The organism is Pseudomonas mosselii, assembly GCF_019823065.1.
Taxonomy (GTDB): domain Bacteria; phylum Pseudomonadota; class Gammaproteobacteria; order Pseudomonadales; family Pseudomonadaceae; genus Aquipseudomonas; species Aquipseudomonas mosselii.
The window spans coordinates 4166701-4188186 of the sequence record NZ_CP081966.1; the positions used below are offsets into that span (position 1 = coordinate 4166701).

Genomic DNA, 21486 nt, shown 5'->3' on the forward strand with positions numbered 1-21486 from the left:
CCAAGCTTACACCTAGGCGTGATCCATGTTCAGACGCTGACGCACCACATCCACCAGACGATCGGGCTGGAACTTGGACAGGAAGTTGTCGCAACCGACCTTCTTGACCATGGATTCGTTGAAACTACCCGACAGCGAGGTGTGCAGCACCACGTAAAGGCCACGCAGGCGCGGGTCGTTGCGGATCTCGGTGGTCAGCCGGTAACCGTCCATCTCTGGCATTTCGGCATCGGTGAAAATCATCAGCAACTTCTCGCAGACATTCTCCCCGGCGTCGGCCCAACCCTTGAGCAGCCGCAGGGCCTTGAGGCCGTCGCTGGCCACGTGCAGCTTCACTCCCAATTGCGACAGGGTGTCGCGCAACTGCGCCAGGGCCACGCTGGAGTCGTCTACCAGCAGCACTTCGCGGCCACGGGCGCGGGCCAGTACCGGGTCTTCCAGCTTGTCGCGGGACACCTTGGCGTTGTACGGCACGATCTCGGCCAACACCTTCTCCACGTCGATAACCTCCACCAGCTTCTCGTCGACCTTGGTGATCGCGGTGAGGTAGTGCTGGCGACCAGCGCTGGCCGGTGGCGGCATGATGGCTTCCCAGTTCATGTTGACGATACGATCGACACCGCCTACCAGGAACGCCTGCACCGAACGGTTGTATTCGGTGACGATGATGGTGCTGTCAGGACCCGGCTGCAGCGGGCGCATGCCGATCGCCTGGGACAGGTCGATCACCGGCAGCGTCTGGCCGCGCAGGTTGACCACGCCGCAGACGAAGGAATGGCGCTGCGGCATGAGCGTCAGCTTTGGCAGCTGCAGCACTTCCTGGACCTTGAATACGTTGATGGCGAACAACTGTCGGCCGGCCAGACGGAACATCAGGATTTCCAGGCGGTTCTCACCCACCAGTTGCGTGCGTTGGTCTACCGTGTCGAGAATGCCAGCCATTGGAAAGCCCCCAGGCGTGAGTCGGTAAAAATGAATGCATCCCCCTGTATCGGCGGATGCGCGCGTAGCTTGACCCCTGATGGAAAAAGCCGCTCCAGGTGATTGATATCACTTTACCATCATGCTTTACTGCTGCCACATCCCGCCGCGTCCCTCGCTCGCAACGAACAAACCACCTGAATCCTCATCAGGGAAACCCCTAGTAGCAATCGGGTGCAACCTGATGTTCGCAATATCCATTAGCCATTAATGTGACGCCATTCTCACTGCATGAACGGAGTCAGGCTTTTGCGAGCAATCATCTTGGTACGGCCAATCCCTGACCACGGGGCGCCATGATGGATAGCACACCACTGCACAACGCCGCCGTGGCGGCCTTTTTGCAGGACGCGCAGGTCCTGCTGGCCAGATCCCAGGAATGCCTGCAGCACCTGGAGCTGATCGCCAACGACCCGGACGCCTGCCACAGCCTCACCACTGCACTCGACACCCTGGCCCGCCGTGCAGACACGCTCGGCCTGCTCGAGGTCGCCCACTATGCGTTCGCCTTGCAAAAGCTGCTCGCACCCACCTGCGCCCAGCAGCACCTGCACGGCAGCAGCCTGCCCGCACTGGACGCCTGCCTGACCCTGCTCGACTGGCAACTGGAGTTGCTCGACCCACACACCGGCCAGCTAGGCATGGACACCGATGAACAGCGGCAGCTGCTGGGTGAACTGGCCACCGCACTGGGCCAGCCGTCCGTGCAGCTGTGCGCGGACTGCCAGCAGACGGGGGTGTTCTGCGCTCACCCCCATACAGTGGATAACGGTACCGAGGCTTGCGACCTGCAACACTAAAGCGAGCAACTGAGTCCCAACTAAGCCCGCACCCGGGTTAAACTTGCAAAGTTGGCCAAGTTTTTCCAAATGTGTTGGCAAAGACGAATTGTTAGTTATTCCACACCCAGCGGAAACATCATTTAATAATGGCACTCTGCTAGCCATCCCCCTCGCCCGACAGGCCCGCCACAGCCCGGAAAATACGAGCTTTCAAGCAGTTATCCCCCCGCGACCAAACTCAATCAAAGTGATAACATGCGTGCATTCGAACATGCGCGCCCAGGTTATCGGCCGATTGGATCCGCATCCGACACTTGATGAGTGGTGGAGCGGAAAAATCTCGGGGCAGACGCGTGCAATGCTAAAAACCGCTATAACTCAGTGGCTTCCTTATCTATGCTCCCACGCTTGAAGTTTCTCCAGCGTTGTCGCCCCCCCGTTGCCCTGCTGCGCTGGACGACCGCCCTGCTGTGCGTTGCATCGCTGGCGGCAAACCTGGTGGTGTACCTGAGCACTCAGCCCTTGTCGGCCAGCCAGCTGCTGCTGCAACTGCTGGCGATGCTCGGCGTCGGCTGGCACCTGCGCCACTGGGCGCGCTCGATCAGCCTGCGCCCGGCGGAATTGGCCACGCGCATGCTCAAGGTGCAGGAAAGCGAGCGCCAGCGACTGAGCCGCGAGCTGCACGACGATATCGGCCAACTGCTGACCGCCGCCAAGCTCCAGGTCGACTGGCTGCAACGCCGGGTCCCGGCCGAGCTGCAGGAGCACTGCAGCACCCTGCGCAGCACCCTGGACCTGACCCTGAGCAACGTGCGCGACGTTTCCACCATTCTCAACCCGCGCCAGCTGGCCAGCCTGGGCCTGGAGGCAAGCCTGCGCGCGCACCTGCTGCGCACCCTGGAGAACACCGAGGTACACTGGAGCCTGGAATGCAACCAGCGCCTGGGCGGCATCAGCGAAGAAGTGGCCATGGCCGCCTTCCGCATTACCCAGGAGGCGGTCACCAACATGCTACGCCACGCCGACGCGCGTAATCTGGTGGTTAGGTTGCAACGCACCCCGGCCGGCCTGGCCCTGTCGATCCACGACGACGGCGGCGGCTTCGTTCCGGCCCAGTTCCCCGCAGAATACGGCCAGCGCGGCATGGCTGGCATGCAGGAGCGGGTGACCGCGCTGCAAGGCAGCCTGACCATCACCAGCCAGCCCGGCCAAGGCACCCAGATAGAAGCCCTCTTTCCGTGGCCACCCCGCAGCCAAGAACGCGCCAGGACCCCTGCCCCCGATGACCTGTAGATTACTGCTGGTGGACGATCACTCCCTGATTCGCGCAGGCGTCAGGGCACTGGTATCGGACATCCCCGGTTACACCGTGGTCGGCGAAGCCGACGACGGCAGCCAGCTCCTGGACCACGTGCTGCGCCTGGCGCCAGACATCGTCCTGCTGGACATTTCCATGCGTTCGACCAGCGGTCTGGACGCGCTGACGCAATTGCGCGCAAACGGTTGCACCTGCAAGGTCCTGATCCTGTCGATGCACACCGATCCGGAATTGATCATGCGTGCCTTGGAAAGCGGCGCCCACGGCTACCTGCTCAAGGACACCACGGCCACCGAACTGGAACAAGCGCTCACCGCGCTGCGCAACGACGAACGCTACCTCAGCCCGGCCATCGCCCACACTGTCATCAACCAGGCGCTGCTGCGCGCCCAGAACAGCCGCCAGCCGAGCAGCGAAGGTCACAACCTGACCGGTCGCCAGCTGGAGATCCTGCGCCTTATCGTGCGCGGCAAGTCGACCCGAGAGATCGCCGCCGGCCTGGGCCTGTCGATCAAGACCGTGGAGACCCACCGCTCGCAGATCATGAAACGCCTGCAGATCTACGACGTGGCGGGCCTGGTACTGTTCGCCGTGCGCGAAAAGATCATCAGCCTGGACGACTGAGCAGCGGCGAGTCCGCAGGCAAATGCACGCGCAACGCCTGCGGCATGGCCTCGAAACGCAGGCTGGCGGCCTGCAGCGGCTCGCCGTCGAGGTTCATGTCCAGCCCCTGGGCACCCTTGATTTCCACCCATGGCAACCGCGCACGAACGAACAGTCCGTCGCCGGCCAGCAAGTCGCGCAAGGCCCCCGCCACCTCCTGCGGCGCCGGCAGAATGCCGATATCCAGCAGGCCGTCATCCACCGTCGCCTCCGGGCACAGCACATGCCCGCCGCCGGCCTGGCGGCCGTTGCCGATGCCCAGCGCCAGCAATTCGCCCTGCCACTGGAAGCCGGGCCCCTGCAGTTCCACCGAGGCGGCCTGCAGCTCGCTGAAGCGTGACAGGCCGGTGAACAGGTAGGCAGCCGCACCCAGCACTTTCTTCAGGTCTTCCGAGGTGTTGGCCGTGACCTGGCTGCCGAAGCCCCCGGTGGCCATGTTCAAAAACAACTGGTCGCCCACCCGCCCCAGGTCGATCGGCCGCGCCGGCACCTCCAGCAGGTCGAGAGCCGCCTGCGGTTCGAGGGGCACGCCGGCCGCCCTGGCGAAGTCGTTGGCGGTACCCAGCGGCAACAGTGCCAGGCTGGCCTGGGTCGCGGCCAGGCCCATGGCTTCGGCCACATCACGCAACGTGCCGTCACCGCCACCGGCCACCACCTGGCCATAGCCCGCGGCCAGGGCCTCGCCGACCAGGCGCTGGGCGTCGCCGCCCTCCCAGGTCAGGCGCACATCCAGGGTCCAGCCCCGCTCGCGCAGCTGGCCCACCGCGGCTCGCACCTCTTCGTTGCCGGCCTGTTTGCCATGCAGGATCAACAGTGCCTTGCGCTCGCTCATGCCGTTCTCCCCGAATAGAAATGCCCTACCGCAATCTCGACCACTGCGACGAGCAGATTGCTCCCTGCTACGCCGAAAAACCGCCGCTTCACACAAATGCCATTGAAAGCCGAGCATCACAGGTGCATCATCTGACAAATATTTGGCCATCACGGACGAAGCCGACTCGAAAAGTCATTTTATTGACTTTGTGCCGCCAGACGCCTGACAGGTCGTGATTTCCGTGCATTGCGCCGCCCCCGGCGCCCTGATTCGAGGCTGTGACTATGAGCGTTCTGATCCCCTGCATCATCGCTGGCGGCGCCGGCACCCGATTGTGGCCGGTCTCCCGCGAGGCCATGCCCAAGCCCTTCATGCGCCTGCCCGATGGCATGAGCCTGCTGCAGAAGACCTTCAGCCGCGCCAGCAGCCTGCCCGGCGTCGAGCGGGTACTCACGGTGACCAACCGCGAAGTGGTGTTCCGTACCCAGGACGAGTATCGCCAGGTCGGCAGCCAGCGCATCGCCCTGGACTTCATCCTCGAACCCTTCGGTCGCAACACCGCCCCCGCCATCGCCGCCGCAGCGCTGCACTGCGCCCGCCTGCATGGCGAGGACAGCCTGCTGCTGGTACTCCCCGCCGACCACCTGATCCAGGACCAGGACGCCTTCGAGGCGGCTGTCCAGCGGGCCATGGCCCTGGCCGCACAAGGCTGGCTGACCACCTTCGGCCTGCTGCCGACCCGCGCCGAGACCGGCTTCGGCTACATCGAACTGGGCCAGCCGCTCGACGGCGACAGTTACCGGGTCGCCCGCTTCGTCGAAAAGCCAGACACAGACACCGCCCAGGCCTACCTGGACGGTGGCCGGCACCTGTGGAACGCCGGCATGTTCTGCCTGCGCGCGGGCACGGTGCTGCAGGAGCTGCAGGCCCACGCCCCCGAGCTGCTGCACAACGTGACCCACTGCCTGGTGCAGAGCGCGTTCAAGGAGGGGGCGTGCGGCCAGCAGGTGGAACTCGACGCCGACAGTTTCGCGCTCGCACCTGATATCTCAATCGACTACGCGCTCATGGAGCCCTCCACCCAGGTGGCCGTGGTGCCCTGCGCCATCGGCTGGAGCGATATCGGCAGCTGGGAAGCGGTGCGCGAGCTGCGCCCGGCCGACAGCCAGGGCAACCACTGCAACGGCGAAACCGTGCTGCATGACGTGAGCAACTGCTACATCGACTCGCCGCGACGGTTGGTGGGCGCGGTGGGCCTGGACAACCTGATCGTCATCGACACCCCCGACGCCCTGTTGATCGCCGACGCGGCGCGCAGCCAGGAGGTCAAGGTGATCGCCCAGCAACTCAAGCGACAGGGCCATGACGCCTACCGCCTGCACCGCACCGTGACCCGCCCCTGGGGCCTGTACACCGTGCTCGAGGAAGGGCCACGGTTCAAGATCAAGCGCATCATGGTCCGCCCCGGCGAATCGCTGTCGCTGCAGATGCACCATCACCGCAGCGAGCACTGGATCGTGGTCAGCGGCATGGCCTGCGTGACCAACGGTGAAGAGGAGTTTCTGCTCGACACCAACGAGTCGACCTTCATCAAGCCCGGGCGCAGCCATCGCCTGACCAACCCCGGCGTCATCGACCTGGTGATGATCGAGGTGCAGAGCGGCGAGTACCTGGGCGAAGACGACATCGTGCGCTTTACTGATATCTATGGACGCGCCCCGGCAGCAGCATCTGCTTGACTGCCAGCGGGCGCGTCTTGCCATCCAGGGCCGACACCCGGCCAACCGCGAGGATTCGGGCTCATGCGCATACTCTGGACCCTGCCCTACCTGCCCTGGCCCACCACCAGCGGCAGCAAGACCCGGCAATACCACCTGCTGCGCGCCCTGGCGCAGCATGGCCACCGGATCACCTTGCTGGTGCAGTCGAAGATCCCTTTGTGTGACGCTGCGCGCGAGGCCCTGGAGCCCTTGGTGGAGCGCCTGCTGGTGCTGCCCCGGCGCCCACTGCACAGCCCGCTGAACCTGTTGGCCTCGCCCATTATCGACTACCCCATGCGGGCCATCATCAACGGCCTGGCACCGTGCCTGAGGCACCGTTTCGAGCAACTGCTGGACGAACCCTGGGATGTGATCCAGATCGAGCACAGCTACAGCTTCCAGCCGTTCGAGAAGGCCTTGCAGGCCCGCGGCCTGCCCTACATGCTCAGCGAGCACTACCTGGAATCGGTGACGGGCGCCGCCTGCCACGACCGCCTGCCCTTGTGGCTACGGCCATTGAACGCCTTCGACCGCTGGCGTTACCGGCGCTGGGAACAGCGGGTGCTGCGCCAACCCACGGAGGTGGTGGCGGTCAGCGCCCACGATGCCGAGCTTATCAGCCAGATCAGCGGCCGCCCGGTGAACGTGGTGGTCAATGGCGTGGACTGCGACCACTATCAGGACGTGCGCCCCACGCCGCACAGCCAGCGCCTGCTGTTCGTCGGCAACTTCGAGTACGGCGCCAACCTGGAGGCCATCGAATGGGCGCTGGAGGAGATCCTGCCCCAGGTGTGGATGAGCAATCCGGCGGTGCGCCTGGCCATCGCCGGCCACGCCCTGCCGGCCAGCTGGAAGCTGCACTGGAACGACCCGCGCATCGAGTGGGTGGGCTATCGTGCCGACCTGCGCGAGCTGCAACGGCGCTCGGCGCTGTTCTTCGCACCGCTGCGCCATGCCGGCGGCTCCAAAGTAAAAATCCTTGAGGCGATGGCCGCCGGATTACCGGTAATCACCACCAGCAAGGGCGCCTCGGGCCTGGCCATGAACAACGGCGAGCACTACCTGGGCAGCGACGACAGCGGCCAGCTGGCGCTGCTGGTCACCCAACTGCTCAACCAGCCATGGCGCATGTGCCAGCTCAGCGAGGTCGGGCGCCAGTTCGCCCGCCAGCGTCATGACTGGAGCGTCGCCGCCCAGCAGCTGGAGAACGTGCACATGCGCCTGACCCAACTGGCGCCGACCGGCGCGGCGGCCACCGGTAGCGTACTAGCCAAGTAGTTCGCTGAACGGGATGAATGTCACCGCATCGTCCTGTTGCGGCGTCGTGCCTTCGAGCACTTCCACCACGCCGTCGGCCCATGCCGCGCTGCGCAGCACACCGGAGCTCTGGTTCTTGTAGATGCGCACGCGACCGTCCTCGATGCGCGCCCGCAGGTACTCTCGGCGGGTTCCGGCCTTGGGCCAGTCGAAGCCCGCCGGCACGCTGAAGCGCAGCGGCGCGACATGGGCCACGCCCAGTCGGCGCAGCAGATAGGGCCGGGTCAGCAGGCCGAAGGTGACCAGGGTCGAGGCCGGATTGCCCGGCAGGCCGATCACCGGTACCCCTTGGTAATGACCGAAGGTCAGCGGCTTGCCCGGCTTGATCGCCAGCTTCCACAGCGCCAGCTCGCCCACCTCGCGCAGGGCCAGGCCGAGGAAATCGGCTTCGCCCACCGACACGCCGCCGGTGGACAGGATCAGGTCGACATCGCCCAGCCCGCCCAGGCACTGGCGGGTGCGCTCGAGATCGTCCGGGAGGATGCCGGCATCGACCACCGTGCAGCCCAGGCGTTGCAGCCAACTGACCAGCAGGCGTCGGTTGCTGTTGTAGATCTGCCCGGGGCCCAGGGCCAGGCCCGGCTCGACCAGTTCGTCGCCGGTCGACAGCACCGCCACCCGGGGCCGGCGCCGCACTTCGAGCGTAGCGAAGCCCAGGGTCGCGGCCAGGCCGAGCTGGATCGGACCCAGCCGCGTGCCGGCGCTCATCACCTGTTCGCCGACACGGGTTTCCTGGCCCTTGGGGCGAACGTTCTGCCCCAGCGCCAGGGGCTCAAGAAAGCGCACCCGGCCGTCTTCAAGCACCTTGGTGTTTTCCTGCATCTCGACGCAATCGGCGCCTTCCGGCAGCGGCGCGCCGGTGAAGATCCGTGCGCAGGTGCCAGGCTCCAGGGGCTGTGGCGCATGCCCGGCGAAGATGCGCTGGGTCACCCGCAGCGGTTCGCCCTGCCAGTCGGCCAGGCGCAGGGCGTAGCCGTCCATGGCGCTGTTGGGCCACGGCGGCAGGTCGAGGCCGGCCACCAGCTCATGGGCCAGGACCCGCCCTTCGGCCTCGCCCAGCGCTACGTGTTCGGTCTCGGCGATGGGCGCCGTATCGGCCAGCGCCAGCAGGCGCTCCAGGGCCTCTTCCACCGGCATCAAGGGCCGGGCCACCTCAACCACGGCTGTCACAGGCCGCCGCCTGCTTCAGGTGCGGCACGAAATTGCACGGCCGGTGACGGGCGTCCAGCTGCTCGGCGAGGATGCCGTCCCAGCCGGTGCGCACAGCGTTGGTCGAGCCCGGCAGGCAGCAGACCAGGGTGCCGTTGGCAAGCCCCGCCAGGGCGCGGGACTGCACGGTGGAGGTACCGATGTCGGCCACCGAGATCTGCCGGAACAGCTCGCCAAAGCCCTCGACCTGCTTGTCCAGCAGGCACGCCACGGCTTCCGGGGTGCTGTCGCGGCCAGTGAAGCCGGTACCGCCGGTGATCAACACCACCTGCACCTGGTCATCGGCGATCCAGGTCGCGACCTGGGCGCGGATCTTGTACAGGTCGTCCTTGAGCAGCACGCGCTCGGCCAGGCGGTGCCCGGCGGCGCCCAGGCGATCGACGAACAGCTGGCCGGAGGTGTCGGTGTCGAAGGTGCGGGTATCGCTGACTGTCAGCACGGCGATGTTCAGCGCAACGAATGGGGTATCTGCCTTGGCTTTCATGGGGGTCCGTCGCAGGGTAACTGGGAATGTGCGCTGTTATATCACAGGCGGCCTGCGGCGTTGTTCTTGGTCAATGCCGCCGCGATGGCGCTATGCTGGACTGTGCAAGGAACTTGCGTGGACGCCCTGCGTCTTAATGACATCTAGCACCATCGCACTGGAGAAACACGATGATCCAACGGACCCTTCCCGCCTTCCTGCTTGTCCTGGGCCTGGGCGCCCTCGCCGGCTGCGCCTCGCCAACCGTCATCACCCTGAACGACGGCCGCGAGATCCAGGCGGTGGACACCCCATCCTATGACGACGATTCCGGTTTCTACGAATTCGAGCAGCTCGACGGCAAGCGCACGCGTATCAACAAAGACCAGATCCGCACCGTCAAGGAGCTGTGATCCGGGAATGCTTTTGGACGCAACTCCTTTTTGCAACAAGGGGTTGCGTTGAAAAAAGCGATGCAGTAGCATTTTGCACATCGGAGTGTAGCGCAGCCAGGTAGCGCGTCTCGTTCGGGACGAGAAGGCCGCAGGTTCGAATCCTGTCTCTCCGACCATATCCCGCAAAAAACCCGCCTAGAGCGGGTTTTTTGTTGCCTGCGAAAAGCCCGGAGTAAGACAGGCCCGTGCCGTGACGCTGCATGGCACGGGCTTCTACTGCTTTACTCCGGCAACACCGGCACGTACAGCAGTTGCAGGCGCGCACTGCTCCACTCACGGGTCTTGTTGGTCAGCTCAAGGTCGTTGTTCAGCTTCTGGCCGTAGGTGGGCACGATCTGCTTGAGCTTGGCTTGCCACTCGGCGCTGTTGATCCGGTCCTTGAAGGTCTTCTCCAGCACGCTCAGCATGATCGGCGCGGCGGTCGAGGCACCGGGCGAGGCGCCCAGCAGCGCGGCAATGCTGCCGTCCTTGGCGGCCACCACTTCGGTGCCGAACTGCAGGACGCCACCGTGCTCGGGATCCTTCTTGATCACCTGCACGCGCTGGCCGGCCTGGAGCAGCTTCCAGTCTTCGTTCTTGGCGTTGGGGAAGTACTCGCGCAGCGCTGCCATGCGGTCATCGAAACTCAGCATCAGCTGGCCCATCAGGTAGGTGCTCAGGTCAATGTTATCGATCCCGGCATGCATCATCGGGCTGATGTTGTGGGTGGTCAGCGAGCTGAACATGTCCAGCAACGAGCCGTGCTTGAGGTACTTGGTGGAGAAGGTCGCGAACGGGCCGAACAGCAGCACTTCCTTGCCATCGATCACCCGGGTGTCCAGGTGCGGCACCGACATCGGCGGCGCGCCGACCGAGGCCTTGCCGTACAGCTTGGCCTTGTGGCGGGTGACCAGGTCGGCATTGTCGGTCATCAGGAACTGGCCACCGACCGGGAAGCCTGCATAGCCTTCGGCCTCCGGAATACCGGATTTCTGCAGCAGTTTGAGCGCACCGCCACCGGCGCCGATGAAGACGAATTTGGCTTTGACCGCCGACTCCTTGCCACCGTTGGCCAGGTCGGCCACCACCACATTCCAGCTGCCATCGTCATTGCGCACAATGTCGCGCACTTCATGACTCAGGTGCAGCTGCACATTGGGGTTGCGGGCCATCGAGGCGAACAGCTGGCGGGTAATCTCGCCGAAGTTCACGTCAGTGCCGATGGCCATGCGGGTCGCGGCCACCTTCTGCCCGGGGTCACGGCCTTCCATCACCAGCGGCACCCACTTGCGGATCTGCTCGTGGTCCTCGGTGATCTCCATGCCGCGGAACAGCGAGCTGTGTTGCAAGGCTTCGACGCGCTTGTGCAAGAAGGCGACGTTGTCATCACCCCAGACGAAGCTCATGTGCGGCACGTTGTTGATGAACGAACGCGGGTTGCTCAGCACGCCCTGCTCGACCTGGTAGGCCCAGAACTGCTTGGATACCTCGAATTGCTCGTTGACGTTGACCGCCTTGCCGATGTCGATGCTGCCGTCCTTGCCGACGCTGGTGTAGTTCAGCTCGCAGAACGCCGAGTGGCCGGTGCCGGCGTTGTTCCAGGCGTTGGAGCTTTCCTCGGCGACCTGCTCCATGCGCTCGTAGACGTCGACCTTCCAGTTCGGTTCCAGCTCGGTGAGGTAGGTCCCAAGGCTTGCACTCATGATGCCGCCGCCGATCAGCAGGACATCGACGGACTTCTGTGGCTCCGCGGGCTTGGAGCAGCCGATGACGCCCAGGCACAGGAGCGTCAGCAGGATTTTTTTCATTAGCTCAATCCAATTGAAGTGAAGGACTGGCAGTCGTTGCCCCCGGCGTGCACGCCCGGATGTTGTTGTTCTGGTCAGCAGGAGTCTTGCGAAATCGGGGCACGATCGCCTCGGGCCGTGGCCCGGGGCGGCGTAAAGCAGAGAGTGTGCCAGGTTGGCCTGGGCCACGGCTGATACCGCCCCTAGCGTTCCCGGCTACCCAGTGGATGGCGACAATCCGCCACAGGCATCTGATACCGCATGCGAAACTGGCGGATTTCCCCACCCGCGAAGGCGATTTCAAGCGCTCAGGCGGGAAGTGACCTCGCCCAACTGCCCCGACAATCCGTGCAAGCGCTGCCCGGCCTGTTCGGTGTGCTGCACGGCCTCCTGGTTGGCGGTGGCGATGCGGGTGATCTCGACCAGGTTGCGCGAGATGTCCTCGGCGACGCTGGTCTGCTCCTCGGCAGCGGTGGCGATCTGCCGGTTCATGTCGCGGATCGCTTCAACCGCCGTGGTGATGCGCTGCAGCATCTGCCCGGCCTGCTGCACCTGCTCAGCGCCCTCCTCGCTGCGCTGCTGGCCGCTCTCGATGGCCTTGACCGCCTCCACCGCGCCCGACTGCACGGCCTCGATGATCTGGTGGATCTCGGCGATCGACGCGGCGGTGCGCTGGGCCAAGCTGCGCACCTCGTCGGCCACCACCGCGAAGCCGCGCCCGGCCTCGCCGGCACGGGCGGCCTCGATGGCGGCGTTGAGCGCCAGCAGGTTGGTCTGCTCGGCGATGCCGCGAATCACTTCGAGTACCTTGCCGATGCGCGTGCTGTCGTGCTCCAGGTGACGGATCACCGTCGCGGTACCGGCGATTTCGCGGTTGACCACGGCGATGGTGTCGATGGTCCGCTGCATGACCTGCTCGCCGGCCTGGGCACTGTGGTCGGCCTCGTCCGCGGCGCGGGCGGCGTCGGCGGCGTGGCGCGCCACTTCCTGGGCGGTGGCGGACATTTCGTGCATGGCCGTGGCGACCTGGTCGGTGCGCTGGAACTGATCGTGGGTGCCGTGGGCCATGTCGCCGGCGATGCTGCGCAGCCGGCCGCTGGCTGTTTCCAGCTCCTCGGCATTGTCCTTCAGGCGTCCGACGGTATCGGCGAGGAAGTCACGCAGCGTATTGGCGGCCAGCGCCAGGCGTCCCAGTTCATCCTCGCGGCGGCTGTCGACACGGGCGGCGAAACGCCCCTGGCTGAGCTGGGCGACATAATCGATCAGTTGGCGGATCGGCTCGACCAGACTACGGTTGACCAGCCACAGGCTGAACAGCCCGACCAGCACAGCTGAACCCAGCATTACCAGCACGCCCAGCCACACCGTGCGCTCGGCGCTGGCACTGATGGCGGCGGCACGCCCGAGGGCATCGGCGCGCAACTGCTCCACCAACGCGCTCATCTGGTCGCTGGTGGCACGGTCCACGCCCTTTACCGCCAGGTCGCCCGCCACCGGGTCGCCGCCGGCGGCCAGGAACGCCTGGCGACCTTGCGCGTAGGCCGAGCCCAGCTGCCGGTGGCTGGCCTTGAGCTGCTCCAGGCGCGCCCTGAGCGCTGGCTCGCTGCTGTCGATCAGTTGCCCCAGCAACTGCTGCACCTGCTGTTCGCGGGCCTGGAACTGCTGCCAGTACTTGTCCAGCTCCGCTGGCTGGCGACCACGCAACAGCACGTTCTTCCACTCCTGCACCTGGATCTTGAACTGCAGATTGGCTTCGTCTATCAGTTGCGAGGCACGCAACGGCCCGTCCACCAGCTCGGCATAGCCACGCACGCTGGACGACAGGAACTGGAAGCACACCAGGGCGATCAGCAGGATCGCCAGCAGGCTGCCGCCGAGCAGGGAGAGAATTTGCACTCTGAGGGATTTACGCAAGATTGCGGATCTCGGAACAAGGAAGAGGGAAAACGGCACACGACGGCACCGCCGACGGAGGCATCCTTGTCCTCTTTCGCTGGCCCGAAAACGCCGCCATCGGGCGATGGCAGCGAGGGCGAGCAACTGCGCAACAGCGAGGCAGATAGTCTCAGGCAATTGCTACAGAATTGTTACAAAACTGCGACAGCCATGGCCGCTCAGGCCGGGTTGAACTGCAGCGTCGCCAGGCGTGCGTAGAGTGGGCTTTGCTCGATCAGTTGTCGATGGCTGCCGACTGCCGCCAGTCGGCCTTTGTCGATCACCGCGATACGGTCGGCATGCTGCACCGTCGCCAGGCGGTGGGCAATGACCAGCGTGGTGCGCCCGGCCATCAACAGCGGCAAGGCCTGCTGGATCAGGTGCTCGCTCTGCGCGTCCAGGGCGCTGGTGGCCTCGTCCAGCAGCAGGATCGGCGCATCCACCAACAGCGCCCGGGCAATCGCCAGGCGCTGGCGCTGGCCGCCGGACAAGCCCACGCCGCCCTCGCCCAGCAGCGTCTGGTAGCCCTGGGGTAACTGGGCGATGAATTCATCGGCATGGGCGCTGCGCGCCGCCGCCTCGACCTCAGCCAGGCTGGCGTCGGGCCGGCCGTAACGGATGTTGGCCTCGACCGTGCCACGGAACAGTGCCGGTTGCTGGGCCACCAGGGCGAACTGGCGGCGCAGCTCGGCAGGCTCCAGCCCGGTGATCGGCTGGCCGTCGAGCAGAATCGCGCCGCCCTGTGGGTCGTAGAAGCGCAGCAGCAGGTCGAACAGGGTCGACTTGCCGGCCCCCGACGGCCCGACCAAGGCCACGGTCTCGCCTGGGCGGATGTGCAGGCTCAGACCATCGATGGCCGCCGCAGTGGGGCGCGACGGGTAGGCGAAGCGCACGTCGCACAACTGGATGTCACCCGTCGCGCGCCCCTGCGCCAGCCCCTGCGCTGGCACTGGCGCCAGGATCGCCGTCTGCGCCGCCAGCAGCTCGGCGATACGTTCGGCGGCACCCGCGGCCCGTTGCAGTTCGCCGATCACCTCGCTCAGCGTGCCAAAGGCACTGCCGACGATCAGGCTGTAGAACACGAAGGCGGCCAGCTCGCCACCAGAGATGCGCCCGGCAATCACATCCATGCCGCCGACCCAGAGCATCACCCCCACCGCCCCAAGCACCAGCACGATCACCAGGGTGATCAACCAAGCGCGCTGGGCGATGCGCCGGCGCGCCACGCCGAACGCCGCCTCCACGGTCTCGGCGAAGCGCGCCTGGTCATGCCCCTGATGGTTGTAGGCTTGCACCGTCTTGATCTGGCCCAGGGTCTCGGCGACATAGCTGCCCACGTCGGCCACCCGGTCCTGGCTCTGCCGCGACAGGCTGCGCACACGCCGGCCAAACAGCAGGATCGGCGCCAGCACCAGCGGCAGTGCCAGCACCACGATGCTGGTCAGCTTGGGATTGGTGACAAACAGCAGGATCACCCCGCCCAGCACCATCAACGCGTTGCGCAGGAACATCGACAGCGACGAGCCGATCACCGACTGCAGCAAGGTGGTGTCGGCGGTCAGCCGCGACTGGATCTCAGAACTGCGATTGTCCTCGAAGAAGCCCGGATGCAGGCCGATCAGGTGGTCGAACACCGCCCGGCGGATATCGGCCACGCAGCGCTCACCGATCCACGACACCAGGTAGAAACGGGCGAAGGTCCCCACTGCCAGCGCCACCACCAGCAGCAGGAACAGGCCGATGGTCTGGTTGAGCTGGTGCGCCGAGCCGGTCATGAAGCCCTGGTCGACCAGCAGACGGATGCCCTGGCCCATGGAAAGGGTGATGGCGGCGGTGACCACCAGCGCCAGCAAGGCCAGCAGGGCCTGGCGGCGATAGGGACGAACGAAGCGCCAGCCCAGGTACAGGGCGCGGCGCTGGCGGGCAGAGATAGGATCGGGCATAGCGAGGGTGGTTCCATACGGAGACAAGACCAAGACTACCACTCGTCGGCCCTGTGCAACGTCCGGGAATACGACGCCGTCCCATGAACGAAGAGAACGACAGTGACTATGCCCATTCGTTCTAACCTGCGACTAGAGCTTTACCACCGTTTCTGTTGGACTGATCCGGCATGACGCCGAAAACTGTCACAGACCAGTCACGGCGAAGCGCTACCTTGAGCTTGAACCTGAAAGAGGAGACAGGACATGAGCTTGCAGCACAGCACCGACACGCCCAAGACACAGAACCGTCCGCAACCTCAGGTCTGCGGCTCGATCATCGATGCCCAGGGCCGTGAGGTCCCGATCACCGAGCAGATGATCCAGAAGGCCTGCAAGGACCTGGAAGAGAGCCGGGTCAAGAAAACCGGCAAGGCCTGACCCCGAATTGCGTGCAACCCGGCGCTTGCGCCGGGTTTTTATTGGCCGGCCGTCAGGCCAGCACCGCCCCCAGAGCACTGACCAGTTGCGCCAGTTGCGGCGCCTGCCCACCTACACGCACTGCCAGCCCCTCGATCTCACGCCGTACCGGATAGTGCTTGCGCAGCAGGTCAAACGCCGCACGCTGTTCGGCTGGGTCTTCGCTGAGGCTGCGACGGAAATCCGCATCGTCACGGCGGGGGTCATAGACCGCCCGGCACAGGGTGGCCAGCGCCCAGGCCGGGTCCGCGCTCGCGTCAAACTCGATCTGAGCCAGGCCCGGAGCCGGCAGAAGATCGGCCAGGTATACCTGCTCGGGTTCCCCGCACCAGCGGCAGAAGGCCTGGTAGATCTGTGCCGTGCCCCGCTGCTTGCCATCCAGGCTGTAGCCGGCGATATGCGGCGTGGCCAGGGTGCAAAGATCGGCCAGTTGCAGGTCCACCTGCGGCTCGCCCTCCCACACATCGAGCACCGCGTGCACATCCTCGCGGTCCAGCAGCAATTCGCGCAGGGCCGCGTTGTCCACCACCGGTCCGCGGCTGGCGTTGATCAGCCAGGCGCCGGCACGCAGCCGCGCCAGGCGCGAATGGTCGAGCAGGTGCCAGGTCGGGTGCTCGCCGCCGCGCTGCAGCGGCGTGTGCAGGCTGATCACGTCGCACTGATCAAGAATCGTCTCAAGGTCGACAAAGTCGCCGCCCTCGCCGGCCTGGCGCACCGGGTCGCACACCAGCACCTTCCAGCCCAGGCCGTGCAGCACCCGAACCAGACGGCCACCGACCTCGCCGGCGCCGACCACGCCATAGACGCGCTTGCTTAGGTCTGCCCCTTCAAGCTCGGCCAAGGTCAGCAAACTGCCCAACACGTAGTCCACCACGCCCCGGGCGTTGCAGCCCGGCGCGCTGCTCCAGTGGATACCGGCCTGGGCGAAATATTCGAGGTCAAGGTGGTCTGTGCCGATGGTGCAGGTGCCGACAAAACGCACCCGGCTGCCTTCGAGCAGTTGCCGGTCGACGCGGGTCACCGAGCGTACCAGCAGCACATCGGCATCCTTGACGCAGGCGGCGTCGATGGCCCGGCCGGGGTAACGGCGGATCTCGCCGAAACCGGCGAAGAAGGCATCGAGCAGCGGGATATTCTCGTCGGCAACTATCAGCATGGCGCTCTCCTGTCAGGGGGAGCGCAGTGTAGCGCGATCACAGGCGGCTCAGTCGGCCTTCTTGCGGATCCAGTACAGGTAGGTGCCGGACTCTTCCTGCTGGCCGAGCAGCTCGTGGCCGAGGAAGATGCAGAACTTGGGAATGTCGCGGCGGGTCGACGGGTCGGTGGCGATCACCTTGAGCACGCCGCCGCCGGCCAGCTCGCGCACGTGCTTGTGCAACATCATCACCGGCTCCGGGCAGTTCAGGCCGGTGGCGTCGAGGATCGCATCATGGGTGAAATCGGTCATGTAGGGCTCCGCAAAATGATCGTCATTGTGGCGCATGAAGCGGGGCTGTCACAGCCCCCGCGCTGACCTCAGCGCGGTTTCAGGTCCAGCCGGCGCAGGTGGCAGGTCACTTCCTCGCGGTCGTGATACAGCTGCTTGCAGGCGATCGATACCTTCACCTTGCGCGCCTTGAACCCGGCCTCGATGCGCTCGAGCAGCTTGCGCACCTCAGCGTGGCGCTGCTTCATCGGCAGCTTCAGGTTGACCACTGCCTCGCGGCACAGCCCTTCGCCCAGCCAGGTCTCGATCAGCGAAGCGGTGCGCGCCGGCTTCTCGACGATATCGCAGACCATCCAGTCGACGGTCTGGCGGGGCTTCCAGGTGAAGCCGTCGGCCATCAGGTGGGTGACCAGGCCGGTGTCCATCAGGCTTTCGGCCATCGGCCCGTTGTCGATGGCGGTCACCAGCATGCCGCGCTTGACCAGCTGGTAGGTCCAGCCGCCGGGCGCGGCGCCCAGGTCGACGCCGGTCATGTCGTCGTTCAGGCGCTGGTCCCACTGCTCGCGGGGAATGAACTGGTGCCACGCCTCCTCGAGCTTGAGGGTCGAGCGGCTGGGGGCCTCGCGGGGGAATTTCAGGCGCGGGATGCCCATCGGCCACAGCGCCGAGTTGTCGGCCTCGGCAAGCCCCAGGAACACCCGCCGGCCGCTGATGAAGGTCAGCAGCAGGCGTGGCCGCCGGGCGTCGTCCACCAGCCGCCCGGCCTTTTCCAGGGCCTTGCGCAGCGGCACCTCGAACTTGCGGCAGAAGGTCGACAGCTCCTTGCCATCGTTACTGTCGAGCACTTCCAGCCACAGGCTGCCGCACACCGGCAGCGCGGCCAGGCGCTCGAGCAGCACGCTGATGCGGTCGGTCTCCGGCAGCTCGACGTAGGTGCCGCGGGCCCACTGGCGCGGGAAGATCAGCTGCGAGAAGCGCAGTGTCTGCATCATGCGTTCGGCACCGTCCGGCTCGCTGCAGACGAACTCGGCGCAGGCGCTCTGCGGCTTGCCCTTGGCATAGCCGGACACACCCAGGTGGGCGGCGTGTTCGCTGATTTCGGCGCAGACCTCGCCCTCGAAGCCGGGCCGGCAATGCATGAACAGGGTATTCATTTCTCACTCCACATCACTGGCGCAGACGGCGCCAGGGCGGCGAATGATAAAGGAAGATCGGAACCGACGACACGCCCCATCGGTCCAGAAAAGGGTCAGGCCAGACAAACCGGTCTAACCTGACTGTTCAGCCAGGTCCGTGCCGTGCGGACCGGTCCAGAGCGGTGACACCGGCGAGCGACACGCAATCGCCGGACACCGGAGCACAAGGAGTTGTAAATGCCCTCGCTCGATAGCCTGAAAACCCTCAAGACTCTCCAGGTGGCCGACCATGTCTACCACTATTTCAGCCTGCCCGACGCCGCGCGCCAGCTCGGCGACCTGCAGCGCCTGCCCATGTCACTGAAGGTGCTGCTGGAAAACCTGCTGCGCTGGGAAGACGGCAAGACCGTCACCGGCGACGATCTGCGCGCCCTGGCCCAGTGGCTGCAGGAGCGTCGCTCCGACCGCGAGATCCAGTACCGCCCGGCGCGGGTGCTGATGCAGGACTTCACCGGCGTGCCGGCGGTGGTCGACCTGGCCGCCATGCGCGCGGCGATGGCCAAGGCCGGTGGCGACCCACAGCGAATCAATCCGTTGTCGCCGGTGGACCTGGTGATCGACCACTCGGTGATGGTCGACCGTTACGCCAGCCCCAATGCCTTCGCTCAGAACGTCGACATCGAGATGCAACGCAACGGCGAGCGCTACGCCTTCCTGCGCTGGGGCCAGAGCGCCTTCGACAATTTCCGCGTGGTACCGCCGGGCACCGGCATCTGCCACCAGGTCAACCTCGAGTACCTGGGGCGCACCGTGTGGACCCGTGAGGCGGACGGCCGCACCTACGCCTTCCCCGACACCCTGGTCGGCACCGACTCGCACACCACCATGATCAACGGCCTGGGCGTGCTCGGCTGGGGCGTCGGTGGTATCGAGGCCGAGGCGGCGATGCTCGGCCAGCCGGTGTCGATGCTGATCCCCGAGGTCATCGGCTTCAAGCTCACCGGCAAGCTGCGCGAGGGCATAACCGCCACCGACCTGGTGCTGACGGTGACACAGATGCTGCGCAAGAAGGGCGTGGTGGGCAAGTTCGTCGAGTTCTACGGCGACGGCCTGGCCGACCTGCCGCTGGCCGACCGCGCCACCATTGCCAACATGGCCCCTGAGTACGGCGCCACCTGCGGTTTCTTCCCGGTGGACCAGGTGACCCTGGACTACCTGCGCCTGTCCGGGCGCCCCGAAGAGGCCGTGCAACTGGTCGAGGCCTACAGCAAGGCCCAGGGATTGTGGCGCCTGCCAGGCCAGGAGCCGCTGTTCAGCGACACCCTGGCACTGGACATGAACGACGTCGAAGCCAGCCTCGCCGGGCCCAAGCGGCCGCAGGACCGGGTTGCTCTGGGCCAGGTCGCCCAGGCCTTCGACCACTTCATCGAACTGCAGCCCAAACCCCTGGCCAAGGAGGTCGGCCGCCTGGAAAGCGAAGGCGGTGGTGGGGTGGCGGTAGGCAATGCCGACCAGGCCGGCGAGATCGACTACAGCCATGCCGGCCAGACCCACACCTTGCGCGACGGCGCCGTGGTGATCGCCGCCATCACCTCCTGCACCAACACCTCCAACCCCAGCGTGATGATGGCCGCCGGGCTGGTGGCGAAAAAAGCCGTGGAGAAGGGCCTGACCCGCAAGCCCTGGGTCAAGAGCTCGCTGGCCCCAGGCTCCAAGGTGGTGACGGACTACTTCAAGGCCGCCGGTCTCACGCCTTATCTGGATCAGCTCGGCTTCGACCTGGTCGGCTATGGCTGCACCACCTGCATCGGCAACTCCGGCCCCCTGGACGAGGCGATCGAGAAGGCCATCGGCAGCGCCGACCTCACCGTGGCTTCGGTACTGTCGGGCAACCGCAACTTCGAAGGCCGGGTGCACCCATTGGTCAAGACCAACTGGCTGGCCTCGCCGCCGCTTGTGGTGGCCTACGCCTTGGCCGGCAGCGTGCGCGTCGACCTGACCCAGGACTCGCTGGGCACCGGCAAGGATGGCAAGCCCGTGTACCTGCGCGATATCTGGCCCAGCCAGCAGGAGATCGCCGAGGCCGTGGGCAATGTCGACACGCGCATGTTCCACAAGGAATACGCCGAAGTATTCGCCGGCGACGCCCAATGGCAGGCCATCGAGGTGCCCAAGGCGGCCACCTATGTCTGGCAGGACGATTCCACCTATATCCAGCACCCGCCGTTCTTCGACGACATCAGTGGTCCACTGCCGGAAATCGGCGATATCCACGGCGCGCGCATCCTTGCCCTGCTCGGCGACTCGGTGACCACAGACCATATCTCCCCGGCTGGCAACATCAAGGCCGACAGCCCGGCCGGCCGCTACCTGCGCGGCAAGGGCGTGGAACCGCGGGACTTCAACTCCTACGGCTCACGGCGCGGCAACCATGAGGTGATGATGCGCGGCACCTTCGCCAACATCCGCATCCGCAACGAGATGCTCGGTGGCGAGGAAGGTGGCAACACACTGTACGTACCCACGGGCGAGAAACTGTCGATCTACGATGCCGCCATGCGCTACCAGCAGGATGGCACGCCGCTGGTGGTGATCGCCGGACAGGAATACGGCACCGGCTCCAGCCGCGACTGGGCGGCCAAGGGCACCAACCTGCTGGGGGTCAAGGCGGTGCTGGCGGAAAGCTTCGAGCGCATCCATCGCTCCAACCTGGTGGGCATGGGCGTGCTGCCGTTGCAGTTCAAGGCTGGCGACGACCGCAAGCGCCTCGGGTTGACCGGCAAGGAACGCATCGATGTGCTGGGCCTTGGCGGCGCGCAGATCCGCCCGGGCATGAGCCTGCCGGTGCGCATTACCCGCGAGGACGGACGCCAGGAGCAGATCGAGGTACTGTGCCGGATCGATACCCTCAATGAGGTGGAGTACTTCAAGTCGGGAGGGATCCTTCATTATGTGCTGCGGCAATTGATCGCAGGGTAAGGCCCCATCGCGGGGCAAGCCCGCTCCCACGCAATGTGGGGGCTTGCCCCGCGTGGCTGATTTCAGGTGTCCTGACGGCC

18 protein-coding genes, 1 tRNA gene and 1 pseudogene are annotated in these 21486 nt (G+C 65.7%); 9 read left to right on the plus strand and 11 right to left on the minus strand.

All coding sequences use genetic code 11. The annotated features are described in order from the left end of the window. Positions 1 to 12: 12 nt before the first annotated feature. Entirely contained in the window at positions 13 to 942 is a 930-nt protein-coding gene (locus K5H97_RS19365) for a chemotaxis protein CheV (protein ID WP_028692748.1), read from the minus strand. Positions 943 to 1280: 338 nt separating this feature from the next. Between K5H97_RS19365 and K5H97_RS19370 the strand changes: the two genes are divergently transcribed. The 3 genes from K5H97_RS19370 (at position 1281) to K5H97_RS19380 (ending at position 3705) form a co-directional block, all read left to right on the plus strand. After that, a complete protein-coding gene (locus K5H97_RS19370; protein ID WP_036986768.1) occupies positions 1281 to 1781 on the plus strand; it encodes a hypothetical protein in 501 nt (166 codons plus the stop codon). Between the two features lie 378 nt (positions 1782 to 2159). Then, a complete protein-coding gene (locus K5H97_RS19375; protein WP_028692750.1) occupies positions 2160 to 3056 on the plus strand; it encodes a sensor histidine kinase in 897 nt (298 codons plus the stop codon). After that, entirely contained in the window at positions 3046 to 3705 is a 660-nt protein-coding gene (locus K5H97_RS19380; protein WP_028692751.1) for a response regulator, read from the plus strand. Before K5H97_RS19375 ends, K5H97_RS19380 begins: the two co-directional genes overlap by 11 nt. Here K5H97_RS19380 and yegS read toward each other — a convergent pair. Then, a complete protein-coding gene (gene yegS / locus K5H97_RS19385; RefSeq protein ID WP_028692752.1) occupies positions 3689 to 4576 on the minus strand; it encodes a lipid kinase YegS in 888 nt (295 codons plus the stop codon). The genes K5H97_RS19380 and yegS overlap by 17 nt on opposite strands. A 266-nt stretch (positions 4577 to 4842) precedes the next feature. Here yegS and K5H97_RS19390 point away from each other — a divergent pair, with 266 nt between their 5' ends. Continuing rightward, positions 4843 to 6297, plus strand: a complete 1455-nt coding sequence (locus K5H97_RS19390; RefSeq protein WP_028692753.1) for a mannose-1-phosphate guanylyltransferase/mannose-6-phosphate isomerase — start codon at positions 4843 to 4845, stop codon at positions 6295 to 6297. Between the two features lie 63 nt (positions 6298 to 6360). Next, a complete protein-coding gene (locus K5H97_RS19395; protein WP_028692754.1) occupies positions 6361 to 7596 on the plus strand; it encodes a glycosyltransferase family 4 protein in 1236 nt (411 codons plus the stop codon). On the opposite strand, the gene K5H97_RS19400 is transcribed toward K5H97_RS19395, so the two are convergent. Next, complete coding sequence (locus tag K5H97_RS19400; RefSeq protein ID WP_028692755.1) at positions 7585 to 8805, minus strand: molybdopterin molybdotransferase MoeA; 1221 nt, start codon at positions 8803 to 8805, stop codon at positions 7585 to 7587. The genes K5H97_RS19395 and K5H97_RS19400 overlap by 12 nt on opposite strands. After that, the gene (gene moaB, locus K5H97_RS19405; protein ID WP_028692756.1) at positions 8789 to 9328 is read right to left on the minus strand and encodes a molybdenum cofactor biosynthesis protein B; all 540 of its coding nucleotides are present in this window, start codon (positions 9326 to 9328) and stop codon (positions 8789 to 8791) included. The genes K5H97_RS19400 and moaB overlap by 17 nt, the downstream gene beginning before the upstream one ends. A 170-nt stretch (positions 9329 to 9498) precedes the next feature. On the opposite strand from moaB, the gene K5H97_RS19410 reads away from it, so the two are divergent. Together K5H97_RS19410 and K5H97_RS19415 are read left to right on the plus strand one after the other, a co-directional pair. Continuing rightward, on the plus strand, positions 9499 to 9720 hold the full coding sequence (locus K5H97_RS19410) for a YgdI/YgdR family lipoprotein (RefSeq protein ID WP_028692757.1): 222 nt from the start codon (positions 9499 to 9501) through the stop codon (positions 9718 to 9720). Positions 9721 to 9801: 81 nt separating this feature from the next. Continuing rightward, positions 9802 to 9878, plus strand: a tRNA-Pro gene (locus tag K5H97_RS19415). A 105-nt stretch (positions 9879 to 9983) separates the two neighbouring features. Here K5H97_RS19415 and mqo read toward each other — a convergent pair. The 4 genes and pseudogenes from mqo to K5H97_RS19430 all read right to left on the minus strand — a co-directional run bounded on the left by mqo (position 9984) and on the right by K5H97_RS19430 (position 15406). Continuing rightward, positions 9984 to 11549, minus strand: a complete 1566-nt coding sequence (gene mqo, locus K5H97_RS19420) for a malate dehydrogenase (quinone) (protein ID WP_028692758.1) — start codon at positions 11547 to 11549, stop codon at positions 9984 to 9986. Between the two features lie 279 nt (positions 11550 to 11828). Next, positions 11829 to 12596: a methyl-accepting chemotaxis protein gene (locus K5H97_RS30070; protein WP_371877805.1), complete on the minus strand. Its 768-nt coding sequence runs from the start codon at positions 12594 to 12596 to the stop codon at positions 11829 to 11831. Positions 12597 to 12761: 165 nt separating this feature from the next. Next, a pseudogene (locus K5H97_RS30075) lies at positions 12762 to 12971 on the minus strand (methyl-accepting chemotaxis protein); the annotation flags it as partial. A 671-nt stretch (positions 12972 to 13642) separates the two neighbouring features. Continuing rightward, positions 13643 to 15406, minus strand: a complete 1764-nt coding sequence (locus K5H97_RS19430; RefSeq protein ID WP_028692760.1) for an ABC transporter transmembrane domain-containing protein — start codon at positions 15404 to 15406, stop codon at positions 13643 to 13645. A 246-nt stretch (positions 15407 to 15652) separates the two neighbouring features. On the opposite strand from K5H97_RS19430, the gene K5H97_RS19435 reads away from it, so the two are divergent. Beyond that, positions 15653 to 15826: a PA1571 family protein gene (locus K5H97_RS19435; protein ID WP_167388413.1), complete on the plus strand. Its 174-nt coding sequence runs from the start codon at positions 15653 to 15655 to the stop codon at positions 15824 to 15826. 52 nt (positions 15827 to 15878) lie between these two features. Here K5H97_RS19435 and pdxB read toward each other — a convergent pair whose 3' ends face one another. The 3 genes from pdxB to rlmM all read right to left on the minus strand — a co-directional run bounded on the left by pdxB (position 15879) and on the right by rlmM (position 18445). Further along, positions 15879 to 17021 (minus strand): 4-phosphoerythronate dehydrogenase PdxB, encoded by a 1143-nt coding sequence (pdxB, locus tag K5H97_RS19440; protein WP_028692761.1) that lies wholly within the window; start codon positions 17019 to 17021, stop codon positions 15879 to 15881. Positions 17022 to 17069: 48 nt separating this feature from the next. Beyond that, complete coding sequence (gene tusA / locus K5H97_RS19445) at positions 17070 to 17312, minus strand: sulfurtransferase TusA (protein WP_028692762.1); 243 nt, start codon at positions 17310 to 17312, stop codon at positions 17070 to 17072. A gap of 68 nt (positions 17313 to 17380) precedes the next feature. After that, positions 17381 to 18445 carry a 23S rRNA (cytidine(2498)-2'-O)-methyltransferase RlmM gene (gene rlmM / locus K5H97_RS19450; RefSeq protein ID WP_028692763.1) on the minus strand — a complete coding sequence of 355 codons (1065 nt, stop codon included), beginning with the start codon at positions 18443 to 18445 and terminating at the stop codon, positions 17381 to 17383. A 219-nt stretch (positions 18446 to 18664) separates the two neighbouring features. Here rlmM and acnA point away from each other — a divergent pair, with 219 nt between their 5' ends. Then, a complete protein-coding gene (gene acnA / locus K5H97_RS19455; RefSeq protein ID WP_028692764.1) occupies positions 18665 to 21406 on the plus strand; it encodes an aconitate hydratase AcnA in 2742 nt (913 codons plus the stop codon). The last annotated feature ends 80 nt before the right edge of the window (positions 21407 to 21486 follow it).